The 20,275-nt window shown below is 59.0% G+C and carries 21 protein-coding genes and 1 tRNA gene; 5 read left to right on the top strand and 17 right to left on the bottom strand.

What is annotated here, in order from left to right; translation table 11 throughout:
* The first annotated feature begins 19 nt into the window (after positions 1-19).
* Complete coding sequence (locus VFB18_RS02900; RefSeq protein ID WP_324970877.1) at positions 20-1,054, top strand: fatty acid desaturase family protein; 1,035 nt, start codon at positions 20-22, stop codon at positions 1,052-1,054.
* A gap of 18 nt (positions 1,055-1,072) precedes the next feature.
* On the opposite strand, the gene VFB18_RS02905 is transcribed toward VFB18_RS02900, so the two are convergent.
* Positions 1,073-2,110 (bottom strand): DUF4424 family protein, encoded by a 1,038-nt coding sequence (locus tag VFB18_RS02905; protein ID WP_324970878.1) that lies wholly within the window; start codon positions 2,108-2,110, stop codon positions 1,073-1,075.
* A gap of 241 nt (positions 2,111-2,351) precedes the next feature.
* Between VFB18_RS02905 and VFB18_RS02910 the strand changes: the two genes are divergently transcribed.
* Positions 2,352-2,441: transfer RNA gene (locus tag VFB18_RS02910), tRNA-Ser, on the top strand.
* A 260-nt stretch (positions 2,442-2,701) separates the two neighbouring features.
* On the opposite strand, the gene VFB18_RS02915 is transcribed toward VFB18_RS02910, so the two are convergent.
* The 5 genes from VFB18_RS02915 to VFB18_RS02935 form a co-directional block, all read right to left on the bottom strand.
* Positions 2,702-4,441: a recombinase family protein gene (locus VFB18_RS02915; RefSeq protein ID WP_324970879.1), complete on the bottom strand. Its 1,740-nt coding sequence runs from the start codon at positions 4,439-4,441 to the stop codon at positions 2,702-2,704.
* Complete coding sequence (locus VFB18_RS02920; protein WP_324970880.1) at positions 4,434-4,868, bottom strand: DUF2924 domain-containing protein; 435 nt, start codon at positions 4,866-4,868, stop codon at positions 4,434-4,436. The genes VFB18_RS02915 and VFB18_RS02920 overlap by 8 nt, the downstream gene beginning before the upstream one ends.
* 66 nt (positions 4,869-4,934) lie before the next feature.
* Positions 4,935-5,315 carry a DUF3489 domain-containing protein gene (locus VFB18_RS02925; protein ID WP_324970881.1) on the bottom strand — a complete coding sequence of 127 codons (381 nt, stop codon included), beginning with the start codon at positions 5,313-5,315 and terminating at the stop codon, positions 4,935-4,937.
* Between the two features lie 392 nt (positions 5,316-5,707).
* Positions 5,708-6,760 carry an IS110 family transposase gene (locus VFB18_RS02930; RefSeq protein WP_324970882.1) on the bottom strand — a complete coding sequence of 351 codons (1,053 nt, stop codon included), beginning with the start codon at positions 6,758-6,760 and terminating at the stop codon, positions 5,708-5,710.
* Between the two features lie 162 nt (positions 6,761-6,922).
* The gene (locus tag VFB18_RS02935) at positions 6,923-7,360 is read right to left on the bottom strand and encodes a hypothetical protein (RefSeq protein WP_324970883.1); all 438 of its coding nucleotides are present in this window, start codon (positions 7,358-7,360) and stop codon (positions 6,923-6,925) included.
* A 556-nt stretch (positions 7,361-7,916) separates the two neighbouring features.
* Here VFB18_RS02935 and gltA point away from each other — a divergent pair.
* Positions 7,917-9,206 (top strand): citrate synthase, encoded by a 1,290-nt coding sequence (gene gltA / locus VFB18_RS02940; protein WP_414675634.1) that lies wholly within the window; start codon positions 7,917-7,919, stop codon positions 9,204-9,206.
* Between the two features lie 44 nt (positions 9,207-9,250).
* Here gltA and VFB18_RS02945 read toward each other — a convergent pair whose 3' ends face one another.
* Together VFB18_RS02945 and VFB18_RS02950 are read right to left on the bottom strand one after the other, a co-directional pair.
* Entirely contained in the window at positions 9,251-9,679 is a 429-nt protein-coding gene (locus VFB18_RS02945) for a ParB/Srx family N-terminal domain-containing protein (protein ID WP_324970885.1), read from the bottom strand.
* 68 nt (positions 9,680-9,747) lie between these two features.
* Positions 9,748-10,164, bottom strand: a complete 417-nt coding sequence (locus VFB18_RS02950) for a hypothetical protein (RefSeq protein ID WP_324970887.1) — start codon at positions 10,162-10,164, stop codon at positions 9,748-9,750.
* Positions 10,165-10,236: 72 nt separating this feature from the next.
* Here VFB18_RS02950 and VFB18_RS02955 point away from each other — a divergent pair, with 72 nt between their 5' ends.
* On the top strand, positions 10,237-10,638 hold the full coding sequence (locus VFB18_RS02955; protein WP_324970889.1) for a hypothetical protein: 402 nt from the start codon (positions 10,237-10,239) through the stop codon (positions 10,636-10,638).
* A 209-nt stretch (positions 10,639-10,847) separates the two neighbouring features.
* On the top strand, positions 10,848-11,540 hold the full coding sequence (locus VFB18_RS02960) for a DsbA family oxidoreductase (protein ID WP_324970891.1): 693 nt from the start codon (positions 10,848-10,850) through the stop codon (positions 11,538-11,540).
* Between the two features lie 1,099 nt (positions 11,541-12,639).
* Here VFB18_RS02960 and VFB18_RS02970 read toward each other — a convergent pair.
* The 9 genes from VFB18_RS02970 to VFB18_RS03010 all read right to left on the bottom strand — a co-directional run.
* Complete coding sequence (locus VFB18_RS02970; RefSeq protein WP_324970892.1) at positions 12,640-13,284, bottom strand: isoprenylcysteine carboxylmethyltransferase family protein; 645 nt, start codon at positions 13,282-13,284, stop codon at positions 12,640-12,642.
* Positions 13,285-13,780: 496 nt separating this feature from the next.
* Entirely contained in the window at positions 13,781-14,047 is a 267-nt protein-coding gene (locus VFB18_RS02975) for a hypothetical protein (protein ID WP_324970893.1), read from the bottom strand.
* Between the two features lie 287 nt (positions 14,048-14,334).
* Positions 14,335-15,588, bottom strand: a complete 1,254-nt coding sequence (locus VFB18_RS02980) for a cyclopropane-fatty-acyl-phospholipid synthase family protein (RefSeq protein ID WP_324970894.1) — start codon at positions 15,586-15,588, stop codon at positions 14,335-14,337.
* Positions 15,589-16,060: 472 nt separating this feature from the next.
* Entirely contained in the window at positions 16,061-16,513 is a 453-nt protein-coding gene (locus VFB18_RS02985) for a phospholipase D-like domain-containing protein (protein WP_324970896.1), read from the bottom strand.
* 16 nt (positions 16,514-16,529) lie between these two features.
* A complete protein-coding gene (locus tag VFB18_RS02990) occupies positions 16,530-17,156 on the bottom strand; it encodes a phospholipase D-like domain-containing protein (protein ID WP_324970897.1) in 627 nt (208 codons plus the stop codon).
* A 225-nt stretch (positions 17,157-17,381) separates the two neighbouring features.
* Positions 17,382-17,627: a hypothetical protein gene (locus VFB18_RS02995; protein ID WP_324970898.1), complete on the bottom strand. Its 246-nt coding sequence runs from the start codon at positions 17,625-17,627 to the stop codon at positions 17,382-17,384.
* A gap of 392 nt (positions 17,628-18,019) precedes the next feature.
* On the bottom strand, positions 18,020-18,232 hold the full coding sequence (locus VFB18_RS03000; protein WP_324970899.1) for a YHS domain-containing protein: 213 nt from the start codon (positions 18,230-18,232) through the stop codon (positions 18,020-18,022).
* A gap of 17 nt (positions 18,233-18,249) precedes the next feature.
* Positions 18,250-19,062, bottom strand: coding sequence for an enoyl-ACP reductase FabI (gene fabI, locus VFB18_RS03005; RefSeq protein WP_324970900.1), 813 nt, complete (start codon positions 19,060-19,062; stop codon positions 18,250-18,252).
* Between the two features lie 144 nt (positions 19,063-19,206).
* Positions 19,207-20,275: NAD(P)/FAD-dependent oxidoreductase (locus VFB18_RS03010; protein WP_324970901.1), on the bottom strand; the 1,069-nt coding region annotated here is incomplete at its 5' end.

The following is a 20,275-nucleotide window of genomic DNA, read 5'->3' on the forward strand; positions in this document are numbered from 1 at the left end:
GACCAGAGGACGACCCCCCTTGCCTCCCTTCGGACAGATCGCCAAGGCTGTCGCCTATCTCCGCTCGGAGATCCCGACGGCGGACATCTCGAAGAACCCGATCGTTCAGCACCCCCATAACACCACGAGGGATATTCCCGAGCGGCTGCCGGCCGCAACCATCAAGGAATTGTCGGCGCTTGAGCCTGGGAGAGCGGTCGCGGCGACCGCAGAAGAATGGGCCACCATCATCGCGGCAATCGTTCTTTGCTCCTTGTTCTGGCACCCAGTCCTCTATCTGCTCGCCGTCGTGGTGATCGGCTCGCGCCAGCATGCCCTGCTGATCCTCGGGCATGACGCCTCGCACTATCGCTACCTGCCGACCCGCTGGCAAAACGAGCTCTTTGCCAACGTCTTCCTGATGTGGCCGACCTTCGCCTCGGTCGAAGGGTTCCGCAAGTTCCACTCGACCCATCATCAGTATACGAACCTTCCCGGCGACGGGAACCGCCACATCTGGTACACGCACGACGCCATGGGCGAGCTCGATTCTGGCTGGCGCTTTCCCAAAACGTGGGCGGGGCTCGCGTTCCTGCTGTTGCGGCGGGCGTTCTTTTTGACGGGAATGTTCTGGATCGTGAGAGGGCTCTTGGGCAGCTCGCTCATTCCCTCACCGCACTGGATGGTCGCTGCGAGAATTGCCTTCTATTCCTTGATCCTCGGCGCTCTGACTTTGTTCGAGGCTTGGACCAGCTTCTTGCTCTTTTGGCTCGTGCCGTTCTGCACCTGGCACATCGCGGTCCAATACATCCGCATCATCTGCGAGCACAGCGCCGTGGAGAGCGAGGAGGCCGAGTATGCCATTACCCGCACGACCGTCCCGACCTTTGTCGAATCGCTTTTCATTCTGCCACGGAATGTCGGCTACCACCTCGAGCACCATTGGTATCCGAGCGTGCCCTTCTATCGCCTGCCCGAGCTTCACCGGCACTTGATGGCGCGCGAAGGCTTTCGCAGGGGGGCGGTCGTCAGGTACTCGGTGCTCACCTCATTGCGCGAATGCGTCAGTCCGTAGGAGGGTCTACCGGGGCCGTCAGTTCCCCTCCATCGGCTCCAGAAAGAGGACATTGAGGTCTTCCGAGGGACTGTAATCCTCGGCGGTCAGCTCGAAAGAGGTCGGGCTGGTGCGTTTGATCCCCTCGGCACACAGCGATACCAGCGCATCGGCCGACGGCTTCTCGACTCTCAGACTGAATTTCTTGATCGGACCGAGCCAGTTCTCCGCCGTGGTGAGCACGTATCTGAGCTCTTTGCCCTTGAGGATCGGCGAATAGTCCTCCTCGTGCCCTTTTTCGGCGCGCTTGAGCATGGCCCGGGCGGCGTCGGCGAAGGCACGGTCGAAGCAATATGTCTTCTGCATCTCGGCCGAGTCGAGATCCTCCTCGCTGAAGAAGAAGTGGCGCGGCACCGGATGGTAGCGGTGTCTGACCTCGATCGTGCCTTGCGCTGGGAAGGTCTGAAACCAATAGAAGGCGATCGATGTCTGCCAATGCGTGGTCGCGAGCGGCTTGTCGCCGGCGCCGGAGCTCGTCGTCCAGTCAATGACCCCATAACGCTCGAGCTCTTGCTTTGCATCGTCGGGAAGATCGTTCAGCTTGTCGTAGAGCGCGGCGCTGGCGTCGTCGTTCGCGCCGAGCATGGTGAGCGGAATGCCATGCTTCTTCAGGATCTCGCTGACGTCGATGCCGAAGCGAGTTGCTCTGACCTCCACCTGCGGCTCCACGCGCTTGCCGTCGGCGGTCACCTGGAAATCGATGAAATTGATCGGATCGCGATTGTCCGGAAGGATATAGTTGCCGTCCTCGCCGATATACATGATGGGAAGCGGGAAGGCGACGAGCGTCGAGATGTCGTGTTCGCTCGTGTTATGAAAGCGATAGCCGACGCCGACCCAATCGAGACTGAGCCAGAGGGCCTCCGAATCGATCTCGATATTGGGATTGTAGGTGAAGTGGAGCCCGTCCGCGTCGAGGCTCGCGCTCGAGTCGTTGGCGCTTGCCGAAGCCGTCACGAGGACGCCGAGAAGCCCAGCGCAGCCTGCCGCGCACAATGTGCGTCGTGGGTGCCACATACCAATTCTCCATGTCCCGGCCCGATGCGGGGTGAACGGCAAGCCCTCTCAAGAGCGCTCCGATCTAGCCGCAAGAGCGGCAAGATGGCCTTGACGCGGGTCAAGGGCTCCAACTCGCGGATTCCTCGAGCCTCAATGGCGGGAGCGCACTTGAAATTCCACCGCGCCATGGCCCATTTCCCATTTCGCTTGGACCGAAACCCATTTAGAAACGCGGGCCAGACCACGCCCTTGCGGACACGGAGAGGTGCCGGAGTGGTCGAACGGGACGGTCTCGAAAACCGTTGTACGGGTAACCGTACCGTGGGTTCGAATCCCACCCTCTCCGCCAGCACTTAAGCCATTGATATAGCATGTGTTTTTTCTCTTGGCTCGGCGCAAATTGTCTGGGGTTTTCCGAGGCTTGCGCGCGGCTCTCGTCAGGCGCGGTAGCCAGAGACACTTTTGGTGCGCCAATCGAGCGTCTCTGACGGCTGCGTCTCTTATGGCGCGCGTCGGCAGTACCACTGTCTCTCGGGCGAGGCCGCAATTCTTGGCAAGCGAGCGAGACGCTAAACGGAGACACGTGATCACGAAGGGCTTTCAATACGCTTAAGCGCGGAATAACTCGCGCTGCGCGGACCAATCGAGAGGCAGGCGGGTATCGTCCATCAGCCGGTTTGCGGTGAGCTGTGGAGGATGCCGTCCGTTTAAGATCGCCGTGACGATGTCTGGAGCGAGGAAGGCGAGCCTTAAAAGCCGCGTCACGTATGAACTGCTGATCCCCTCCCCTGCGGCGATCTCTTTCAAGGGTAGGCTGGGCTCCTCAAGCAGACGGGCGCGGATGGCGTGGGCCCGGAGCAGAAGACGGACCAGGACGGGATCGACGCTAGCCGGCTCCGATCCATCCTCGACCACCAGTTTCATCTCAATCCCGGCACGCTTCAGACGCGCAGGGATTGTCAAGACTATCAAATACCGTTCGCGATCATCGCCGCCGGCGTGAGTAGATTGCTGCTGATCCTTGGCATTCAGCCAGAAGGCAACGCCCATTTGATCGAGTGTCACGTCGACCCGGTCGGGGTGAACTTGAACTCGTGTGACCACGGCACGGATGATCGCACGCAGCCGCTCCGCATCGAGCTCCTGCCAGGTGGTGGCGAGCCCCGCTGCCTCGTCCAGAAGTCTCCTCTGGACGACGGCATAGGGCCCATGGCACTGGACTGCGCTCAGCACAGCGACCGGATCTGCAAGCCACGCATGGATTCGGCCCGTGACCAGAGCCTCGATATGAGAGGCCGGAAGGCGCTGACCCGTCCTCTCCGCCTTAACGCCTCCAGTCAGCAACGATTTGGAGACGTAGTAGCGATAGCGGATGCCTTTCTTCACCGCATGACTTGGCGTCATCAGTTCACCGTGAGCATCGTAAATAAGACCGGCGAGCAGGCTTACGTGGTTTTTGCCCTTGCCCGCACCGCGCTCGACTCGATTTGCCGCTAAGGTCGTCTGCACCGTCTGCCAAAGATCTTCATCGATGATCGGCGCGTGCCCGCCTGGGTAGGCCTGGGTCTTATGCACGATGTCGCCGCGATAGATGCGGTTCTGCAGCATGTGGTAGAGGGCTCCCCGCGTGATCGGTTTGGCTCCATAAGGCCGGCCGTCACGCGCTGTGCGGCGCTTGCTGACGATGCCTGCTTGATCGAGGTGCTCCTTGAGCAGTCGCACCGAGCTCAAGTCCTGGTAGCGGCGGAAGATGTAGCGGACGGTCTCGGCTTCGGCCTCGTTGACGATCAGCTTCCGGTCCTTGATGTCATAGCCGAGCGGGGGATAGCCGCCCATCCACATCCCCTTCTTCTTCGAGGCGGCGATCTTGTCACGAATCCGCTCGCCCGTGACCTCCCGCTCGAACTGGGCAAACGACAGCAACACGTTCAAGGTCAGGCGGCCCATCGAGGTGGCAGTGTTGAACGCCTGCGTCACCGAGACGAAAGAGACGCCATGGGCATCGAACACCTCGACGATCTTGGCAAAATCGAGCAGTGAGCGAGTGAGGCGATCGATTTTGTAGACGACCACAACGTCGACTTTTGACCCGCGGATATCAGCCAATAGGCACCGCAGAGCCGGCCGCTCCAGCGTTCCACCGGAATAGCCGCCATCGTCATAGAGGGCCGGCACGGCCACCCAGCCTTCGTGCTTTTGACTTGAGATAAAGGCCTCGCAGGCTTCGCGCTGCGCATCGAGTGAGTTGAAATCTTGCTCGAGGCCCTCCTCAGTTGACTTGCGCGTATAGATGGCACAACGCAGCCTCCGGCGGCTCTTCTTTGCGCCGACCGCAGGTTGCCTAGGCATCCGAAGCGCCCCCTTTCGAGACTAGTCCGAAGAAGCGCGGGCCGGACCAGCGGGCACCAGTGATGTCACGTGCGATCGCACTCAGCGACCGGTAGGTCCGTCCAGCGTAGGTGAAGCCGTCCTCCTCCACCGTGATGCTATGCGTGCGGCCGTTCCATTCACGCACCAAGCGCGCACCCGCTCTGATCCTCTGGGCGACCTCTGGCGTTATCTCGCCGTCGGACCGCCGCGCCTGCACGAGCGCGGCGAGTTTGCGGCTGGTCGCTTTGCTGAGCCCTCCATAGCGAAGCTCCTGAATACGGTAGGCGATGGCGCGAACGAGCAAGTCTCGGCTGAGCCGTGGCGGCTGGCTCCGATAGAGCCGCCGCCACTCTTGGCGCAGTTCGTCAGGACCGAGGTCCCGAAGAGCCTCAAGCCTTCGCGACACCTCTAAGTCGCCACCTGTGCCGGCCGTCGCTTTGCCTTCCGGCAAATGAGCTTCCGCCATTGGCCGCTAGACCGTGTCGGAAACGCGATAACGGCGGGGTCCCGCGTCGGGCTTCTCCGATAGGAGCCTGAGTCCGAGCTTCTTTTTGACGGCACCGGCCAGAAACCCGCGCACACTGTGCTGCTGCCAGCCGGTCGCCACTTGCAGCTCTTCTATCGTCGCACCTTCTTGTCGGTTGAGCAGGTCGAGGCAGGTCTGTTGTTTCGTCTGTTTACCGGCCGTCGGTTTGGTTCTGCTGCGAGGGCCCACGCCACCCTTCCGGCGCGTTTGCCGTTTCGGCGCCTTCGGTCTTTTGCCTCTCTTCTTCGCATTTGATCGGCGCTGGTGCGTGGTGCGCTCGACCGCATCTGCACGTCTCGTCTCATCAACAGGATACGATTTGGCCATGGGTGGTCCTCCATCTGAGCAACGGCGCCTCATGCGCTGTGCTCCCACCACCCAAAGCCCCGCCATTGAGGCGAGGTGCTCTGGCCGTTGGCACTATGCCTTCTAGGCCACCAACGACGTCAGCATGGACGCTCTCTTCGTAAGAGAAGTCCAGTTCTTTTATTGCGGGCCCATGCGCAAGAGTTTTCTTTTTGCAGCCGCCGCCGGGGTCACAGTTCTTTCCGAGGTTGGCGCTAGGCCACCTCATCATGGCGTTGGAGGCAGGGTGTCTGACAGTCGAAATTCGAGATCATGAAAGTCTCGCTGGACTTCGCGAGATCACCCGGCCACCGTCCCGGCGGGACAACCGCTCCGCCGTTTACGTGGCGGAGTTTCTCTTGAGCACCACCCTGTTAGGCGACGGCGACGTCTCCCTTCAGCGATGTCCATTGGAACACAGTGCCGTCAGACCAAATGCGATGCATGATCACGGCGATCTTCCTGGCCACCGCAACGGCAGCCTTTCGGAATCCCTTCCGCGCCGCAAGTCTGAGCCCCCAGCTCTTGAGCGACGAGAACTTATGTGTGCGGTTCAAGACCGCACAACCAGCCTCGTAGAGACAAGCGCGCAACTCGGAATTACCCGATCGCGAGATGCGACCGGAGTAGTCCACCTGCCCAGATTGATAGCGCCTAGGCGTCAGTCCGATATAGGCGGCAGCATTGCTCGATCGTCGAAACCTCGCCGGCGTGTCAATGACAGCCATGAAGGTCAGCGCGGTTACAATGCCGACGCCCGAAACCGTCATGAAACGTTTGGCGATCGGGCTTCGTCGGGCCAACGCACCGACCGTGCGGTCAAGTTTTGAGCTCTGCCGACAGAGTCCTTCATGGACGGCAAGCAGGGGCTTCACGATGACCCAAAGCATCTCGTCTGTAGAGAGAGCAGCACGCACCTTCTCCCTGAATGACACGCGATTACCCCCAGCAGTGACGCTGCCGAGCTTTATGCCGAATGTCTTGAGCGTGCCGCGAAGTTGCGCCTCGATGTCCTTGCGGCAGCTGATCAGCCGTCTACGTGCTGCCAGCAGCATGCGGAGCCGATCCGCTTCCGGGCTCTTGACGTGGACCTCTCGGAACCAGCCAGTCCGTGCCAATTGTGCGAGGCTCTCGGCATCCGCACTGTCGGACTTGTTCAGGCGTGCCGACAACGCTTTGTGCGCTTGGCGCGCATCGACGCAAATGACCGGAAGACCAAGACCACGTAGTTCTCGAGTGAGCCAGGTGGACAGCTGACCACTCTCCAGGACAGCGCGTTCGAGCTGCGGTGCATACTGCCTCAAAACTTCTGCAATCGACGGAGGCTCGGTCATCGCTGAGCCCTCCCATACACGTTCTCCGTTCTCGCGGATGATACAAATTGCAGTCGTCGCCTGCGACACGTCCAGCCCGGCATAAAGCTTCATGACCCCCCTCCATGGTATGTCGTTCGGAAACGGTCGATGGTCTCACCGCCTCAGGCGATTCGTCACCTCCCGCAATAACGCCATGTTGTTTCTGCGAGCTCGGTCAAGCCTTTGAGACGCCCGCTCGCCAATTTGGCGGTCCGGTAAGGTGGCGCGCCACCATCATCGCATCGTGATTGCCAGCCCGCTGAGGTCGGCGTTAGCCATCAGCCCGATCTGCTGGCCCGAGAGCTCCAGAATAGCGCCGTTCTGGTTGGTGAGAACTATCGCGCGGACGCCACGCCCGAGCGCGAGCCCTGCGCCAGCCGCGGCGTAGACGCCGGCAACGTCTGATGCGCGTTGGATATTACTCACCCGACCGTGCAGCACCGTCTTCGATCCGCCGAATACCAAACCGTAATCTATTCCGCCGACCCCCAGCCGATAGCTGCGGCCGCGGAAGAAGAGCGTCCCTCCGCCGGCCGAGCCGCCGATGATCCAGCCGCCCTTGTAGATCGTAAGCGTAATGCTGCCGGTATCGGCTTTCGCGCTATGGAGACCAACACCAAACAGGGCGACTAATACGATCAAAGCGCCTCGAAGCGAGATCGGAATCTGCATGGCTTCAGTCTCCCTCTTCTAGCCGTCCGTTACAGGATGATTTTGTGCGACCACGTCACCTACACTCTAAAGCTCTTTCGTCAGTAGTACCCAATTCTGACCCCCATTTTACGCCAGTGACCCGAGCGCAGTCTCAGCGCAATTACGCCCGGCGGGCACGGCGTAGGACCATGCACCGGCGGCCGCTGCATTGCAGAGCGCCGCGGATGCCCGGTCAGATATCGTCATTCACAAGGTCAAGATGCAGCCGATAACCGGCGATGCGTGGGGAGAGCCGAATCGCGAGTAGATTGTCGGCTAAGATTGGAGAAACTCGTCGGGGGGAACAGGCTCCGAGAAAGGGATGCCGATAGCTGCTCTTCGTCGGCATCAGAGGCGAACCCAGGGTCTCTGGCGCGACTTGTCGCCTACTCGCCTACCCGCGGCCGAGTGGATATTCTCCTTCCAAAGGTCCTGGTAAATGACCATAGCCAAGCATGCCCCTACTAAAGGCCTTACCGACAAGGGTGCGGGGGAAGCATGTGTTTCGATTGCAGGCATTAGGTACGACTTGCCCATGCGAAAGGGCACGTTAGGACCGGACGTGGTGGACATCACCACCCTTTATCAGGACACAGGTCACTTCACCTACGACCCCGGCTTCACCTCTACGGCAAGTTGCGAGTCGAAAATCACATTCATCGACTTCGACAAGGGGATCGTACTCTATCGAGGTTATCCGATCGAACAAATCGCCGAGCACAGCACCTTTCTCGAGACCTGTTATCTCTTGCTCTACGGCGAGCTGCCGACTCCCCAACAATACGAGGCGTTTGAAAACGGCATCGTCAAGCACTCTATGGTGCATGAGCAAATGATCCGGTTCTATTCCGGATTTCGCCGCGACGCGCATCCTATGGCGGTCATGGTCGGGGTGGTGGGTGCCCTCTCGGCCTTCTATCACGACGCGATCGATATCAAAGATCCGGCGCAGCGCGAGAGGGCGAGTATCCACCTCATCACCAAAATGCCGACGCTTGCCGCGATGGCTTACAAATATTCCATCGGCCAGCCATTCATGTACCCCAGGAACGAGCTGAAATACGCGGCAAATTTTCTGCAGATGTGCTTTGCCGTGCCGGGCATCGAATATGAGGTTGACCCCGCCTTCGCCAGTGCCATGAGGAAGTTCTTTATCCTTCATGCGGATCACGAGCAGAGTGCATCGACCGCCACCGTCCGCCTTGCAGGATCGTCGGGAGCCAACCCCTATGCTTGCATCTCAGCCGGCATCGCCTGTTTGTGGGGACCTGTGCACGGCGGCGCCAATGAAGCCGTGCTGCTGATGTTGAAGGAGATCGGCTCGGTCGATCGCATCCCGGAATACATCAGGCGCGCCAAGGATGAGGATGATCCATTCCGGCTCGTGGGTTTTGGCTATCGCGTTTACAAGGACTTTGACCCAAGAGCGAGGATTATGCAGAAGGTCTGCCACGAGGTGCTGGAAACTGTGGGTCATCACCACCGCGACGACGCGCTATTTAAGGTGGCGCTTGAGCTCGAGCGTATCGCACTCTCCGATAACTACTTTGTCGAGAAGAAACTCTCTCCCCATGTTGATTTCTATTCGGCCATCACACTGAGGGCGCTCGGCTTCCCGACCGAGATGATAACCGTGCTGTACGCGATCGCCCGCACGGCGGGTTGGATCGCGCACTGGAAGGAGATGATCGACGATACCTCCCAGCGCATCGGTAGGCCGCGCCAGCTTTACATCGGTCCGATCCAGCGCACCCTACCTGCCGATGGAAGCTCGATAACCGGCTTGGCTCCTCGCGCGATGCTCGACGATCGCCCGGTTGGCTGACCGGCTTTGATGCAACTGCAGGAGGCTGATCCGTCGGGTCAGACTCAGCATCGACGAGTTCGAACAAGAGGCCATCGATCTCGACGGCCTCGAAGCCGATGTCGACGAAGTCGAGGCCGATTTCCGTTAGGAGAGGGCGTCAGTTCCTCGATTTGGGCCGCGAGCATCTTGCGGTCCCATCCTGAACCCTCAGCGACCTTGTTGTCTGCGATCAGGAAGGCTCGCTTTTGGGCTTCGCTGAGCCCCGAGATGATGACCACTGGCACGACGCTCATGCCGTTCAGCTTTGCAGCCTTAAGGCGGGCATGGCCGGCGAGCACCATATAGGTCTCGTCGACAGCGATGGGATTGAGCGCGACTCGGCTCATGCTTTTTGCGAGTCGCCGAATTTGCTTCGTCGAATGAATTTTAGGGTTTTGAGGATTCTCTTTCAGTCGGTCGACCGAAGCGTCCTCAAGTCGATACGTCGGCATGGGTAGCTCCTCGGAGCCACACCCACACCAAGTACGCTCGAAAATTCTGAATGTGAAAAGATCGTTGGCTAAGGCAATTGCGGCGCAAAGATGGTTTGGTTAACCCGCGGCCTTCTGGATGGAAGCCTCATGCCACACACCGCGAGCGCATTGGCCAGGGTTTGACGGGAGACCTTCAAGTCGGGTTCGTTGGAGGCGACATAGTGAGCAATTGCCTCGAGCTTTGGAACTCTCAAGGCGCGCAGAGCACCATAATCGAGCCAGTCTAGATCGGGTCCCGGCGGACCGTATCGGTAGCAGTCCGCTTCAGCGCCAATGAATTTGATCGCCCAATAGACGAATCTTTTTTGAAGTTCAGTCAGTTTCCAAGGTAAGGCAGCCGGAATGATATCGACGGCCTGAAGACGCGTGCCCTCGGACTCGCTCAGCCCGACTAAACCGTAGCGACCGATCCAAATGTCGCATGTGCGGCACCAACCGGACACCTCGACGATGCCTCCACTAGGTCAACTAATGGACCCAAAGCGGTCCATGTTGCCTCCCCAACACGCGAAGTCTTGTCGTCATTCTTTGCTGCTGGCGAGGATTTAAATTACGACGTCTCCCTGTGGAACTCAATTGTGACTGTGGCGTTTCATTTGGTTCTGATCGATCGATCAGGAATAACCCCTCAGGAGGAACTACCATTGAAAATGATCCAATCGTTCGCTTGTGCAGCTCTCTCCGCCACGTTGCTCGGTGCTGTCCCCGCCCTTGCGCAAACCCCGGATGCCATGACGGGCATGAACTGCTCCGAGGCAAGCATGAAGGCAATGCATGATTCTATGATGAAGATGACAGACCCCACCAAGAAGGCAGAGGTCATGAAGGAGATGGACATAGCCAAGGACATGATGGCGAAGAAGGATGAGAAGGGGTGCATGATGCAAATGGAAAAAGCCATGGGCATGATGAAGTAAGCTGAGGAAAGATAGAGACATCCACCATTTTGTGGTGGATGTCTTAAAACTGTGACGTAGTATAGGTGCCCGGGAACACGTAAGTCTCAAACCCGGAAAACACGGCCGGCGAGTGGTAGTGGTGTGCATCAAAGATTGCCGAATATGGCTATTGGCTACTTTGGGGACCCAGGCCATTGGAGGGATGTCGGCTAGAGGGAGCCGATCAGATGGCCGTCGTCCAGGTTTCCTATTTCTCGGACGTATTGTGCATTTGGGCATATGCCGCGCAGGCTCGTGTCGATGCGGTCAAAGAGAAATTCGGCGATACGGTTCGATTGGACTATCGGTTCTGCTCTGTCTTTGGCGATACGACCCGCAAGATCGCTTCGACCTGGCGAGACAAGGGTGAATATGCCGGGTTCAATTCACATTTGCGAACAGTCGCGCGACAGTTTCCGCATATCGAAGTCCATCCGGAAATCTGGCTGAAAACGCGCCCGCCAACGTCGGCAAGCGCGCATTTGTTTATGAGGGCGGTCCAGCGCTGGCAGCAAGAACGCGGGAGAGAAGGCCAAAGCGGATCAGCGACATCAGTCTTCGATAGGGTGATGTGGGCATTCCGTTGCGGGTTTTTCCGAGATTGCCGCGACATCGCCCGTTGGGATGTTCAATGCGAACTGGCTGAAGCTCTCGGCGTTGATATAAACGCGATTGAAAAAAGTATTCACGACGGAACCGCATTCGCCAGACTGGCTGCGGACTACCAAGATGCCGACAAGATGCGCATCGAAGGCAGCCCAAGCTTCGTATTGAACGAGGGACGCCAGAAGCTCTACGGGGATGTTGGCTTCCGGATCATCGAAGCAAACATTCAAGAATTATTGCGGGCGCCCGGTGGTGACCAAGCCAGCTGGTGCTGAGCACGGTCCGTTTGCAATATGGGATTTGAGAAATTTTGAGAATTTCGCCAACGGCTATGGCGGCGATCGCCTCAGCGTGGTTCCGCAGAAACGTCTTCCAAGTTTGCGATGGCGGCTTCGACGGTCGCGCCATATATTTCGAGACCGTTGACTGGGCCACTTCAAAACCAAGCATCAGCAGCTCGCCATCAATCCGGGATGCGCCCCAAAGTGGGTTTTCCCTTAACTCATCCGCCGGATCAGATCTCGCAGGCCACGATCAATCCTCGGCCGCCCTGCCCTATGACGCGATCTCCACCGCCAAAACATTTTGAACCCAGCGCGATGCCATCGCAGAACGGTCTCCGGCTGAACCACCTGCACCGCACCAAGCAGGCTCGGCCAAATCCGCGTCATCCATTATGAGCAGCGCGCGATCACTGCCAAACAGTCGAGGACGCGGCGGTGCCCGCCGCAAAACGATGGTTAGCTGATGGCGGAGAAGCAAACTCTCGGCCTCAAGACGGCACCGCGACTTAAGAAGGTCGGCGACGAACGTGCCGAGCGCGGACAGGATCGCAAACATCGCTCCCAATGATGCGATGATTCTGCCTTACGATGCGAATCCAGGTGGGATGGAACGTTCGGAGTGGACAGGCTTTCTCGGCAAGCTTGTTGTCGGCGAGAAGATAGGCGCGCTTTTGCGCGCCTCGAATAGAACTACGAATGGGCGGTTTAGCGCGGCAGGTACATGAGCCTGGAAACCATCGCGCCCTTGAGCGATGATCACATCGTCAAGCTGCCGGCCGTGCCAGCAGCTTAATCGACCCGGTCCCTGCCGGAGATCACGCCGGCCTCGCCCTTGTTTACTTGTTTACATCGCTCAGGGGATACGATCGAGAATACTTAGCGCCGAACGACAACTTGGCGCATGCTTAACTTAAGTCCTTTGCGACTTGCGGGACTTCCTGTCTTGCTCCTTTGGCGCGGCAGACGAACGGTCCTGGCCCCGGCCCCTAAACAGCATCACAATACAGCAAAAAATGAGAAAGGCGATTAGGGCGATCCAAAGCCACGAACGTTGATCCATGTTCGCCTCCTTTCAACAGCGTCTGCTGTGTTACGCCGCCAAACGATACTCGGCAAAAAACCGTTTAAAATCACGCCAGCGTGGCACGAACATGGGTGTTCGAGCCTGGTACTCGCGATACTGGTCGCCAAATTCCTTCAACATCTGTCGCTCCTCCGATTTCGCCAGGAAGACGTAGGCGAGGATGATTATCGGAACAGACGTCAATGACAACAGAGTTGGCCAATGTATCACCCCCTCGCCAATCAGCGCCAAGAAGATGCCGAAATATTGCGGATGGCGGCACAAGGCATATGGACCCCCCGTAGCAAGCCGTCCTTGTTTGTGCGCCCGATAGACTTCACGCCAACCGGCCATAAGCAGGATCACCCCGAAGAAGGCGACTGTGTAGCCGATGGCCATCGAGACCAGCATCGCCGCAGGTGTACCCGTCAGGTAGATCCAAAGGTTGCTGTCCCAAAAGCCGCCCGTGACATCAAGGCCGAATAGGCGTGCCAGCAAATAGATCGTGACGGGAAATCCATACATCTCGGCGTAAAAGGAGATGATGAACGCCTGCACGATTCCCGCCCGCGTCCAGTCTCGCCAGCTCTCGGGAACCACATAGCGATAGAAAAACCATGAAACTATGACGATCGAGATGAGTGTCGCTCCCCAAAAAAATCCCGTATGCATAACCTCGTCTCCTTGAGGGTGGCTTGGTGGCTGACGAAAGACGGTTCAGCTGCTTCCCCTAAAGCCGTCGTTTTATACCCTCCTTCGCACACGAAGCATGAGACCGATACCGTCGCGTCCGGTCGTCCTCGTCATCGTGTACTACTCCTGAGCATTTTGGAATTGGCGGAGAGCGGGAAGGACGAGTCGAAGCTCTTTCGGGCCGACTGCATTGGCGGGACGCGGTCCCTGAGCAGCGATACTCGCCGCAGGAGGGTCCTTCGGGGAGGATTGCTTCGAATGGCTCAAGGCAAAGACAAGCAGCCGGGGCAGTCGGCCGCCAGCGACCATCGCCACTACGATGAACTCAAGACGACCCCGCTGAGTTGACCAGACTTATTCTAACGGATCAGGGCGATCGGTATGGCCCGTCACAGTCGCGGTATGTCCAACCTGACGTAAAACCTTGCAAGCTAGCCAGTTCAAGGTAGCTCAGCTTCGCGCGCGGTCCTTGGAGCTATTGCTTCATTGCGTCCTTGGCAGCTTGCATGTGATTCATGCAGCCTTCCATGTCGTGCTTAGCCATTGCCTCCTCGGCCATCTTCAGATGACTCATTGCTTGCGTCTTTTTCTCGCCTTCTTGCATGGCCTCCACATCGGCCATTGCTTCCTGCATGCCGACGCTGGAGCATACCATCTGCTCGTGGTGTTGCTGCTCGGCAAAGGCCGGAGCAAGCATGAATACTACTATGCTTGCGACTGCCAACACTAATGATTTGAACACCTCGCTTCTCCCTAGGTTTACTTCTGACGCCCTTGGTCATGGCCGCTAATGCCGGTGCCCCGCCAAAGTTCCGCCTTCGCGCGCTTCGGAAGGTCAGCGGCTGGACCTATCCTCGTCTTCACTACCGCCGCCGCACCCACCCTGGCCCCATGTCCGCCATGGTCACCGTGGCCGCCATGGCCGAACAAATCACCCACCTCCCGCGTCGAGTGACGTCTAGTTGAACGAACAAGTCCGACATTTCGAGGACTCAGTCTTTGACAAGGATCAACACAGAGGGGACGCGGTCATTCAGCAGCGATACTCGCCCCCACTTGGCGCATGTCCATCGTTCTCAGTTGCGCTTCGCGAGCTGTGATGTAGTCGCGCGTGAGAGGCACCGTCTCCAGACGCTTGGCGAGCTGCATCTGGAAGACCATCAGCCCGCCGTGCCGGAATCCGCACTCCGCAATCGCGAGATAGAACTCCCACATGCGGCAGAAGCGCTCGTCGTAAACCGCCTTGGCCTCATGGCGTCTGACAAGGAACCGTTCGCGCCAAGCCTTGAGCGTCTCGGCATAATGCAGGCGAAGGATTTCGATGTCGGTGACAATGAGCCCTGCGCGCTCGACGGCCGGCAAGACCTCGGAAAGTGCCGGAACGAAACCGCCGGGAAAGATGTATTTCGCGATCCAGGAATTGGTTGCGCTCGGCCCATCGGAGCGGCCAATGGAATGGAGGAGCATGATGCCGTCATCGGCGAGCAGCTCGGCAATCTTTGTAAAAAACGCGTCAAAATAACCAACGCCTACATGCTCGAACATCCCAACCGACACGATCCGATCAAAGGTGCCCCCGATCGCGCGATAATCAAGAGCTCGGAAATCTACAGCGGGCGCCAACCCGCTTTCTTTCGCCCTGCTGCGCGCGTATTCGAGCTGCGCCTTTGATAGGGTGATGCCGGTAACCCGAGCGCCGCAACACTCGGCCAGATAGAGCGCAAGCCCACCCCAACCGCTGCCGATATCAAGAATGCGATCGCCTGGCTCGATCAGCAGCTTCGCGGCAATATGGCGCTTCTTAGCGAGCTGTGCCTCTTCGAGGCGCTGGCCCAGATGCTCGAAATAGGCACAGGAGTACTGCATGTCTGAGTCGAGAAACAGCCGGTAGAGCCGACCGTCGAGGTCATAGTGGTGGGCCACATTGCATTTTGCCCGTCGCGCTGTGTTGCGCTGATGCAGTGGGCGCAGCGCGATACGAAGACCGTTGTACGCTCGCACGATTTCTGATGTCGACCGGGACCAAAGATTACAAGCAAAAAGAACGATCAAGTCATAGATCGAACCTTGGGTGACCACTAGCCGACCGTCCATGTATAGCTCGCCCAATGCGAGTTGCGGACAAAGTACCAACTGCCGCGCGGCCGCCGAGTCCGCCAACCACACGGCGATCCGCTTTCCCGAGCCATCGCCAACCGTAAAACGCGACGCTGAGCCTGTCTCGACCTCCAGCATGCCCTTGCGCACGATCCTTTCGAGAAATGCGTGGAGCACCGGCAGCATATTGACTCGCTTCATAAGTCGTCCCCGCAGTCGAGCTCCTGTCGTCGAGGTCGCCAACGTTTTTGGGAGCATTGCTGGAAGACTGAAGTATCCGGATGCGGCTTACAATCGACACGCAAATACCACTATTCTACGATTCGAAACTTAACATAGGTCAATATCTGCGCGACGCTTACTGTCAGACCTGTCGGGCTACGATGTAGGCCTCGGCGACGCAAGGTGCGATGGAAGCTCATGAACAGCACCTTGGCGGCGGGCGGACGCGAGCTGAAGATGATCGAGCTTTAGCGCGGATGATTATGGATCGCCGGTCCCGCTCGAAGCAGGCGCCTGGTATGTCTGTTTCATGTCCGGACACGCCATAGCATGCCTACCTAGCAGGGTGCCCGTCACGTGCGCACGAGCGAGAGCGTGCGACTCGGCCGGACGTGACACCACAAACCCCGCTGTGCGAATGCAATGTCCAGCTTCTTCAAAGCAGCCAGCGCGCCCCCTTACCAAGCATTTCAAGGCTGCGCTCACCCCAACCACGAAGCCGCCATTGCGACAGGGTCACCAGCTCCGCATTCTGAAGATCCTGTTCATGTTGGATGCGCAGCGCCTCCGCCAGGCTCCGGTCGCGCGCGATCAGGACCAGCTCCTGGTTGACGAATAGGCTTAAGTGGTCAACGTTCGCCGACCCAATCATGGCCCATTCGCCATCGATCACGGCTGCCTTGGCGTGCAGCTTGCGCGACCGGTATTCGTAGACCCGCGCGCCCGCCACCAAGAGGGGTTCATAGGCGGCTCGAGTCGCCCAGCCTGCGACTCGCGGATCACCTATGTGGGGAACCAGCAGACGCACCTCGACGCCGCGCGTTGCCGCATTGCAAAGCGCCATTTCGATGAGCGTTCCAGGTGCGAAATAGGGCGATGTAAAAAACAAGTAGCGTTGCGCCCTTTCAATCAAGCCGGCATGCAGGCACGCGAGGCGCTGCTGACAGCGGCGCGAGTGGCTCGGCACGAAGCGCTTCGAGTCCAGATGGCGTGTCCGGGATGGTTTCGGGCCGAACGGGTGTCGCATCGTTCCAAAGCCGGTCAAATAGAATAGCGGCCACGCGCGCGAGTTCTCCAGGAACTCGGACATGAGTGTCGCGCTGGCGCCCCTCCCCTGAAAGCTTACGCGAGTTCAATCGGCGTATGTTGAAGCCGCCGAGAAAGGCCTCCCGGCCATCCACAACGAGCAACTTACGGTGGTTTCGCTGAATGTATTCCAGTGGGTGAAGCCAGCGAAAGGGGCGGAACCACTTGAACTTAACGCCGGCGAGTTCCAAGTCGTGGCGAATGTCGCCAAACGCTGGAAAATCGGAGCCGAACGCGTCCAGGTGCAAGCGGACATGGACGCCGGTTCGGGCCTTGGCTGCAAGCGCGGCGGCAAAGCGCTGCCCCACCTCGTCGGCTGGGAAGATATACGATTCCATTCCGATGTCATGCTCGGCACTCTCGATGGCGCCAATCATGGCGTCGTAAATCTCGTCCCCCTCGGTAAAAAGCTTGAACGCGCCGCGCCCTTCGCGGAGCGATGGCACGCAAAACCATGCAAGTCCACCTACCATGTCCGGCTGCGACCATGCAGTGCCCGGTCCGGCATTGCACTTGCCGTCAGAAGGGCTCGGCCGACTATGTCGGTTCATCACGGTTCCGCTACGCTTCCAGCGAGGCTGTCTCGGATCCCATCCCGATTGGACGAGCGCGCATCAGGGAAGCGTGCCTAGGCCTGGGCGCGTATGTCATGTCGGAACACCCGCATTTGGCTAAGACCAGTGCGCCGGCGCTGCGAGCGGCGCTCGCCGTGCCGCTGCACCGGTCTCGCGCAAAAAGAACGTTAAGATAAGCGACAGCACGATGGCGCCGCCCCAGATGAGGTCGGCCTGATGAAACGTCTGTAGCGTGAGCGGTTCTACGCCGGAAAACCGCTTTAGGGCGAGGCCGAACACCGGAGCCAGGAAGGCGCTGCCAATGGCTACAGTGAAAACGCCGAGTCGCCCCATAGCGATCAAGCGAAGCGCCAGCGACGACGGAGAAGCCGGCAAGTGTGTAGTAGTAGAGTCCCACCAGCGAGCTGACACCAAGTGCCGTGAGTCCGAATGCAGCAGACAGCTCAGGGATCATGACGCCTGGCGCTGAGCGCAGCACATAGGTCAATGAAAAGAAGACCAGACAGAAAAACCAGGCGAGGACGAAGGCCGGATGGAAACCGCGCTCGGCCGCTCGTACCGTATGTGCTCGCGCTTCGGGCATGTACTTTACACTCGGAAGGCCAGGCTCCGAGTGGTTCCGACAAGAGGCCTACTTAGGGAAGTTCGCTGTCTCGCATTGTCGCTAGCTTTGAAAAAGTTACGGCAATACTGCTGCCATCAGCTCAAAATCCTTAAGGCTCAAGCCGACGCCTCTAGGCATCACGGTTGCCCTGATCAGATTCAGATGCAGATCCGAAGGCGACTCCCGACTGCTGCCCCCGCCCGATATAGCGTTCCGGGCTTGCCTTGAAGAGCCGTTGACACTGGGCTGAACAGAAGAAGTACGTTTGGTCGCCATTATCCTCCCGGGCCGCAGCCTTCTCGGCATCGACCTGCGCCCCACATACGGGGTCAATTACTTTCATGGCTCTCTCCTGGCGCCTCAGTGAAACACCATGCCTTCGATGTGGAAACCAGCGTCGACGTAAAGAACTTCCCCGGTGATCGCGGTCGTGTAGTCGCTAGCGAGGAGGAGCGCGGCGCGACCCACCTCGCAGGCGTCTATGGTCCGCCGGAGCGGTGCCGAGCGCATAGTCTCATTCAAGAGCTCGTCGAAGTGCTCAATTCCCGATGCGGCGCGGGTCTTGACGGCGCCGGCCGAAATCGCGTTCACGCGAATGTCCTTGGGTCCCAGTTCATGGGCGAGGTAGCGCACCGTCGCCTCGAGCGCTGCCTTCACTGGTCCCATGACATTGTAATGGTCGACAACCTTCTCTGCCCCGTAATAGGTGAGCGTCATCAAGCTTCCCCCTTTGTCCATGAGCGGCTCGGCGAGCTTCGCCATGCGAACAAAAGAATGGCAGGAAATCAGCATCGATTCGGCAAAGCCCTCGGCTGAACAGTCGGTCAGTCGCCCGTGCAGGTCTTCCTTGCGCGCCCAGGCGATGGCGTGGAACAGGAAGTCGAGGCGTCCCCATTGCTTCTTGATGGTCTCGAAAACGGCATCGAGCTGGCCCGGCACAGACACGTTGCATGGCATAAAAATGGGCGCTGCAACTTGTTGCGCGAGCGGCTCGACATAGGGCCTAGCCTTGTCATTGAGATAAGTGATCGCAAGCTCGGCGCCGGCATTATGGAAGTGCTCTGCTGCCGCCCAGGCGAGGCTATGCTCGTTGGCGATCCCTATGACCAAGCCTTTGCGACCAGTCAGATCGAGCAGCTCCTTCAGCGCGGTCATTGGTGCGAGTTCGTTCATCTTAAGATCCTCTTCCGGTCAGGCCCGGGTACCGGCCTTGATCTCTTGCTGGCATTGGCACCAGATGCAGTGACAGTCGGCGTGGTCGCAGCTACGGTCGCGCAGCGATGCGCGGTAGTTAAAGCACGCGAGCGGAAAGATAAGTCAACCGAGCATTGAAGGTTGGTAGAGCCTGCGCAACATCGAACTTGCATCGCCTTGGCTTAGCTTTCCAATCACGTACCTCCGGCCGCGCTCCCCCATGAGGTTTAAGACGAACCGGTTCACGGTGCCAGTCCGCAGGAGCGGCAGCAGGTCTCGTCGCCATAAACTCGTATAGTCGATGCCGTGGATAATGCTTTCTGCCGCGAGCCGGCCGGAACGCAGGGCGTAGCGCATGCCAAACCCAGCCAACGCGTCTTGAAATCCGGCCTGCTCGCCGACAACCGGATGGCCGCCTTGCAAGGCGGTGCGGGGAAGCCGGAAGTTCGCAAAGCCACCGAAGGACTGGGGGTTCCGCATCTCCAGGCCAACGCGGTCACGGAAAAAGGCAACCGTCCGGGCGATATGTTCCGCCTGTTTCTTGAACCCAGTGAACATGCAGCTGGCAATAGTTCCCCGACCGCCATGAATGAGCAGATAGCCATAGCCGAGCGGTGCCAGCCGATTATCGAACACGACCCAATTGCCATCCGGCAGGTCCGTGTTGAAGAGGTATCCAACGGCTATGGCATCGGCCCGGCGCGGTCCCGTCGCAAGCACCGCATCGTCGCCAATCGCATCGACTCGATCATCGAATCGGACTTCAGCACCGGCGGCGATTGCCTGCCGGAGAAGCGCTTCGTCTGCGGTATCTTCGCCTCGTCCACGACGCACCAGATAGTAAAGCGGACGGCTACCTTGTATGCGGTAACGGGCGCGGTGGTTATCAAAGGCGGTGACCTCCGAGACGGGACGATACGCGAAGTTGATTTCAATGCCCCCGGCACGCAGCTCATCGAGCACGTCCCGTTCGTCACTCCAGTTCTCGATCCCTTGGAAGTCGCCATGGAAGCGCATGCCGACATATCGGTGCCACTCGCGAACGACGACACGCCAGCCGGCACGGGCAAGTGCGATGGCACAGGCGAGGCCGGCGGGTCCCGCACCGACGACAGTGACAGGCTCGTCCTTTCTGCGTAAGACGCCGATTCGGCTCTCAAGCGTGCTCATGCCGGCCTTCATCGTTCCAACA

The sequence above is a fragment of the Methyloceanibacter sp. genome, assembly GCF_035650995.1.
GTDB lineage: Bacteria > Pseudomonadota > Alphaproteobacteria > Rhizobiales > Methyloligellaceae > Methyloceanibacter.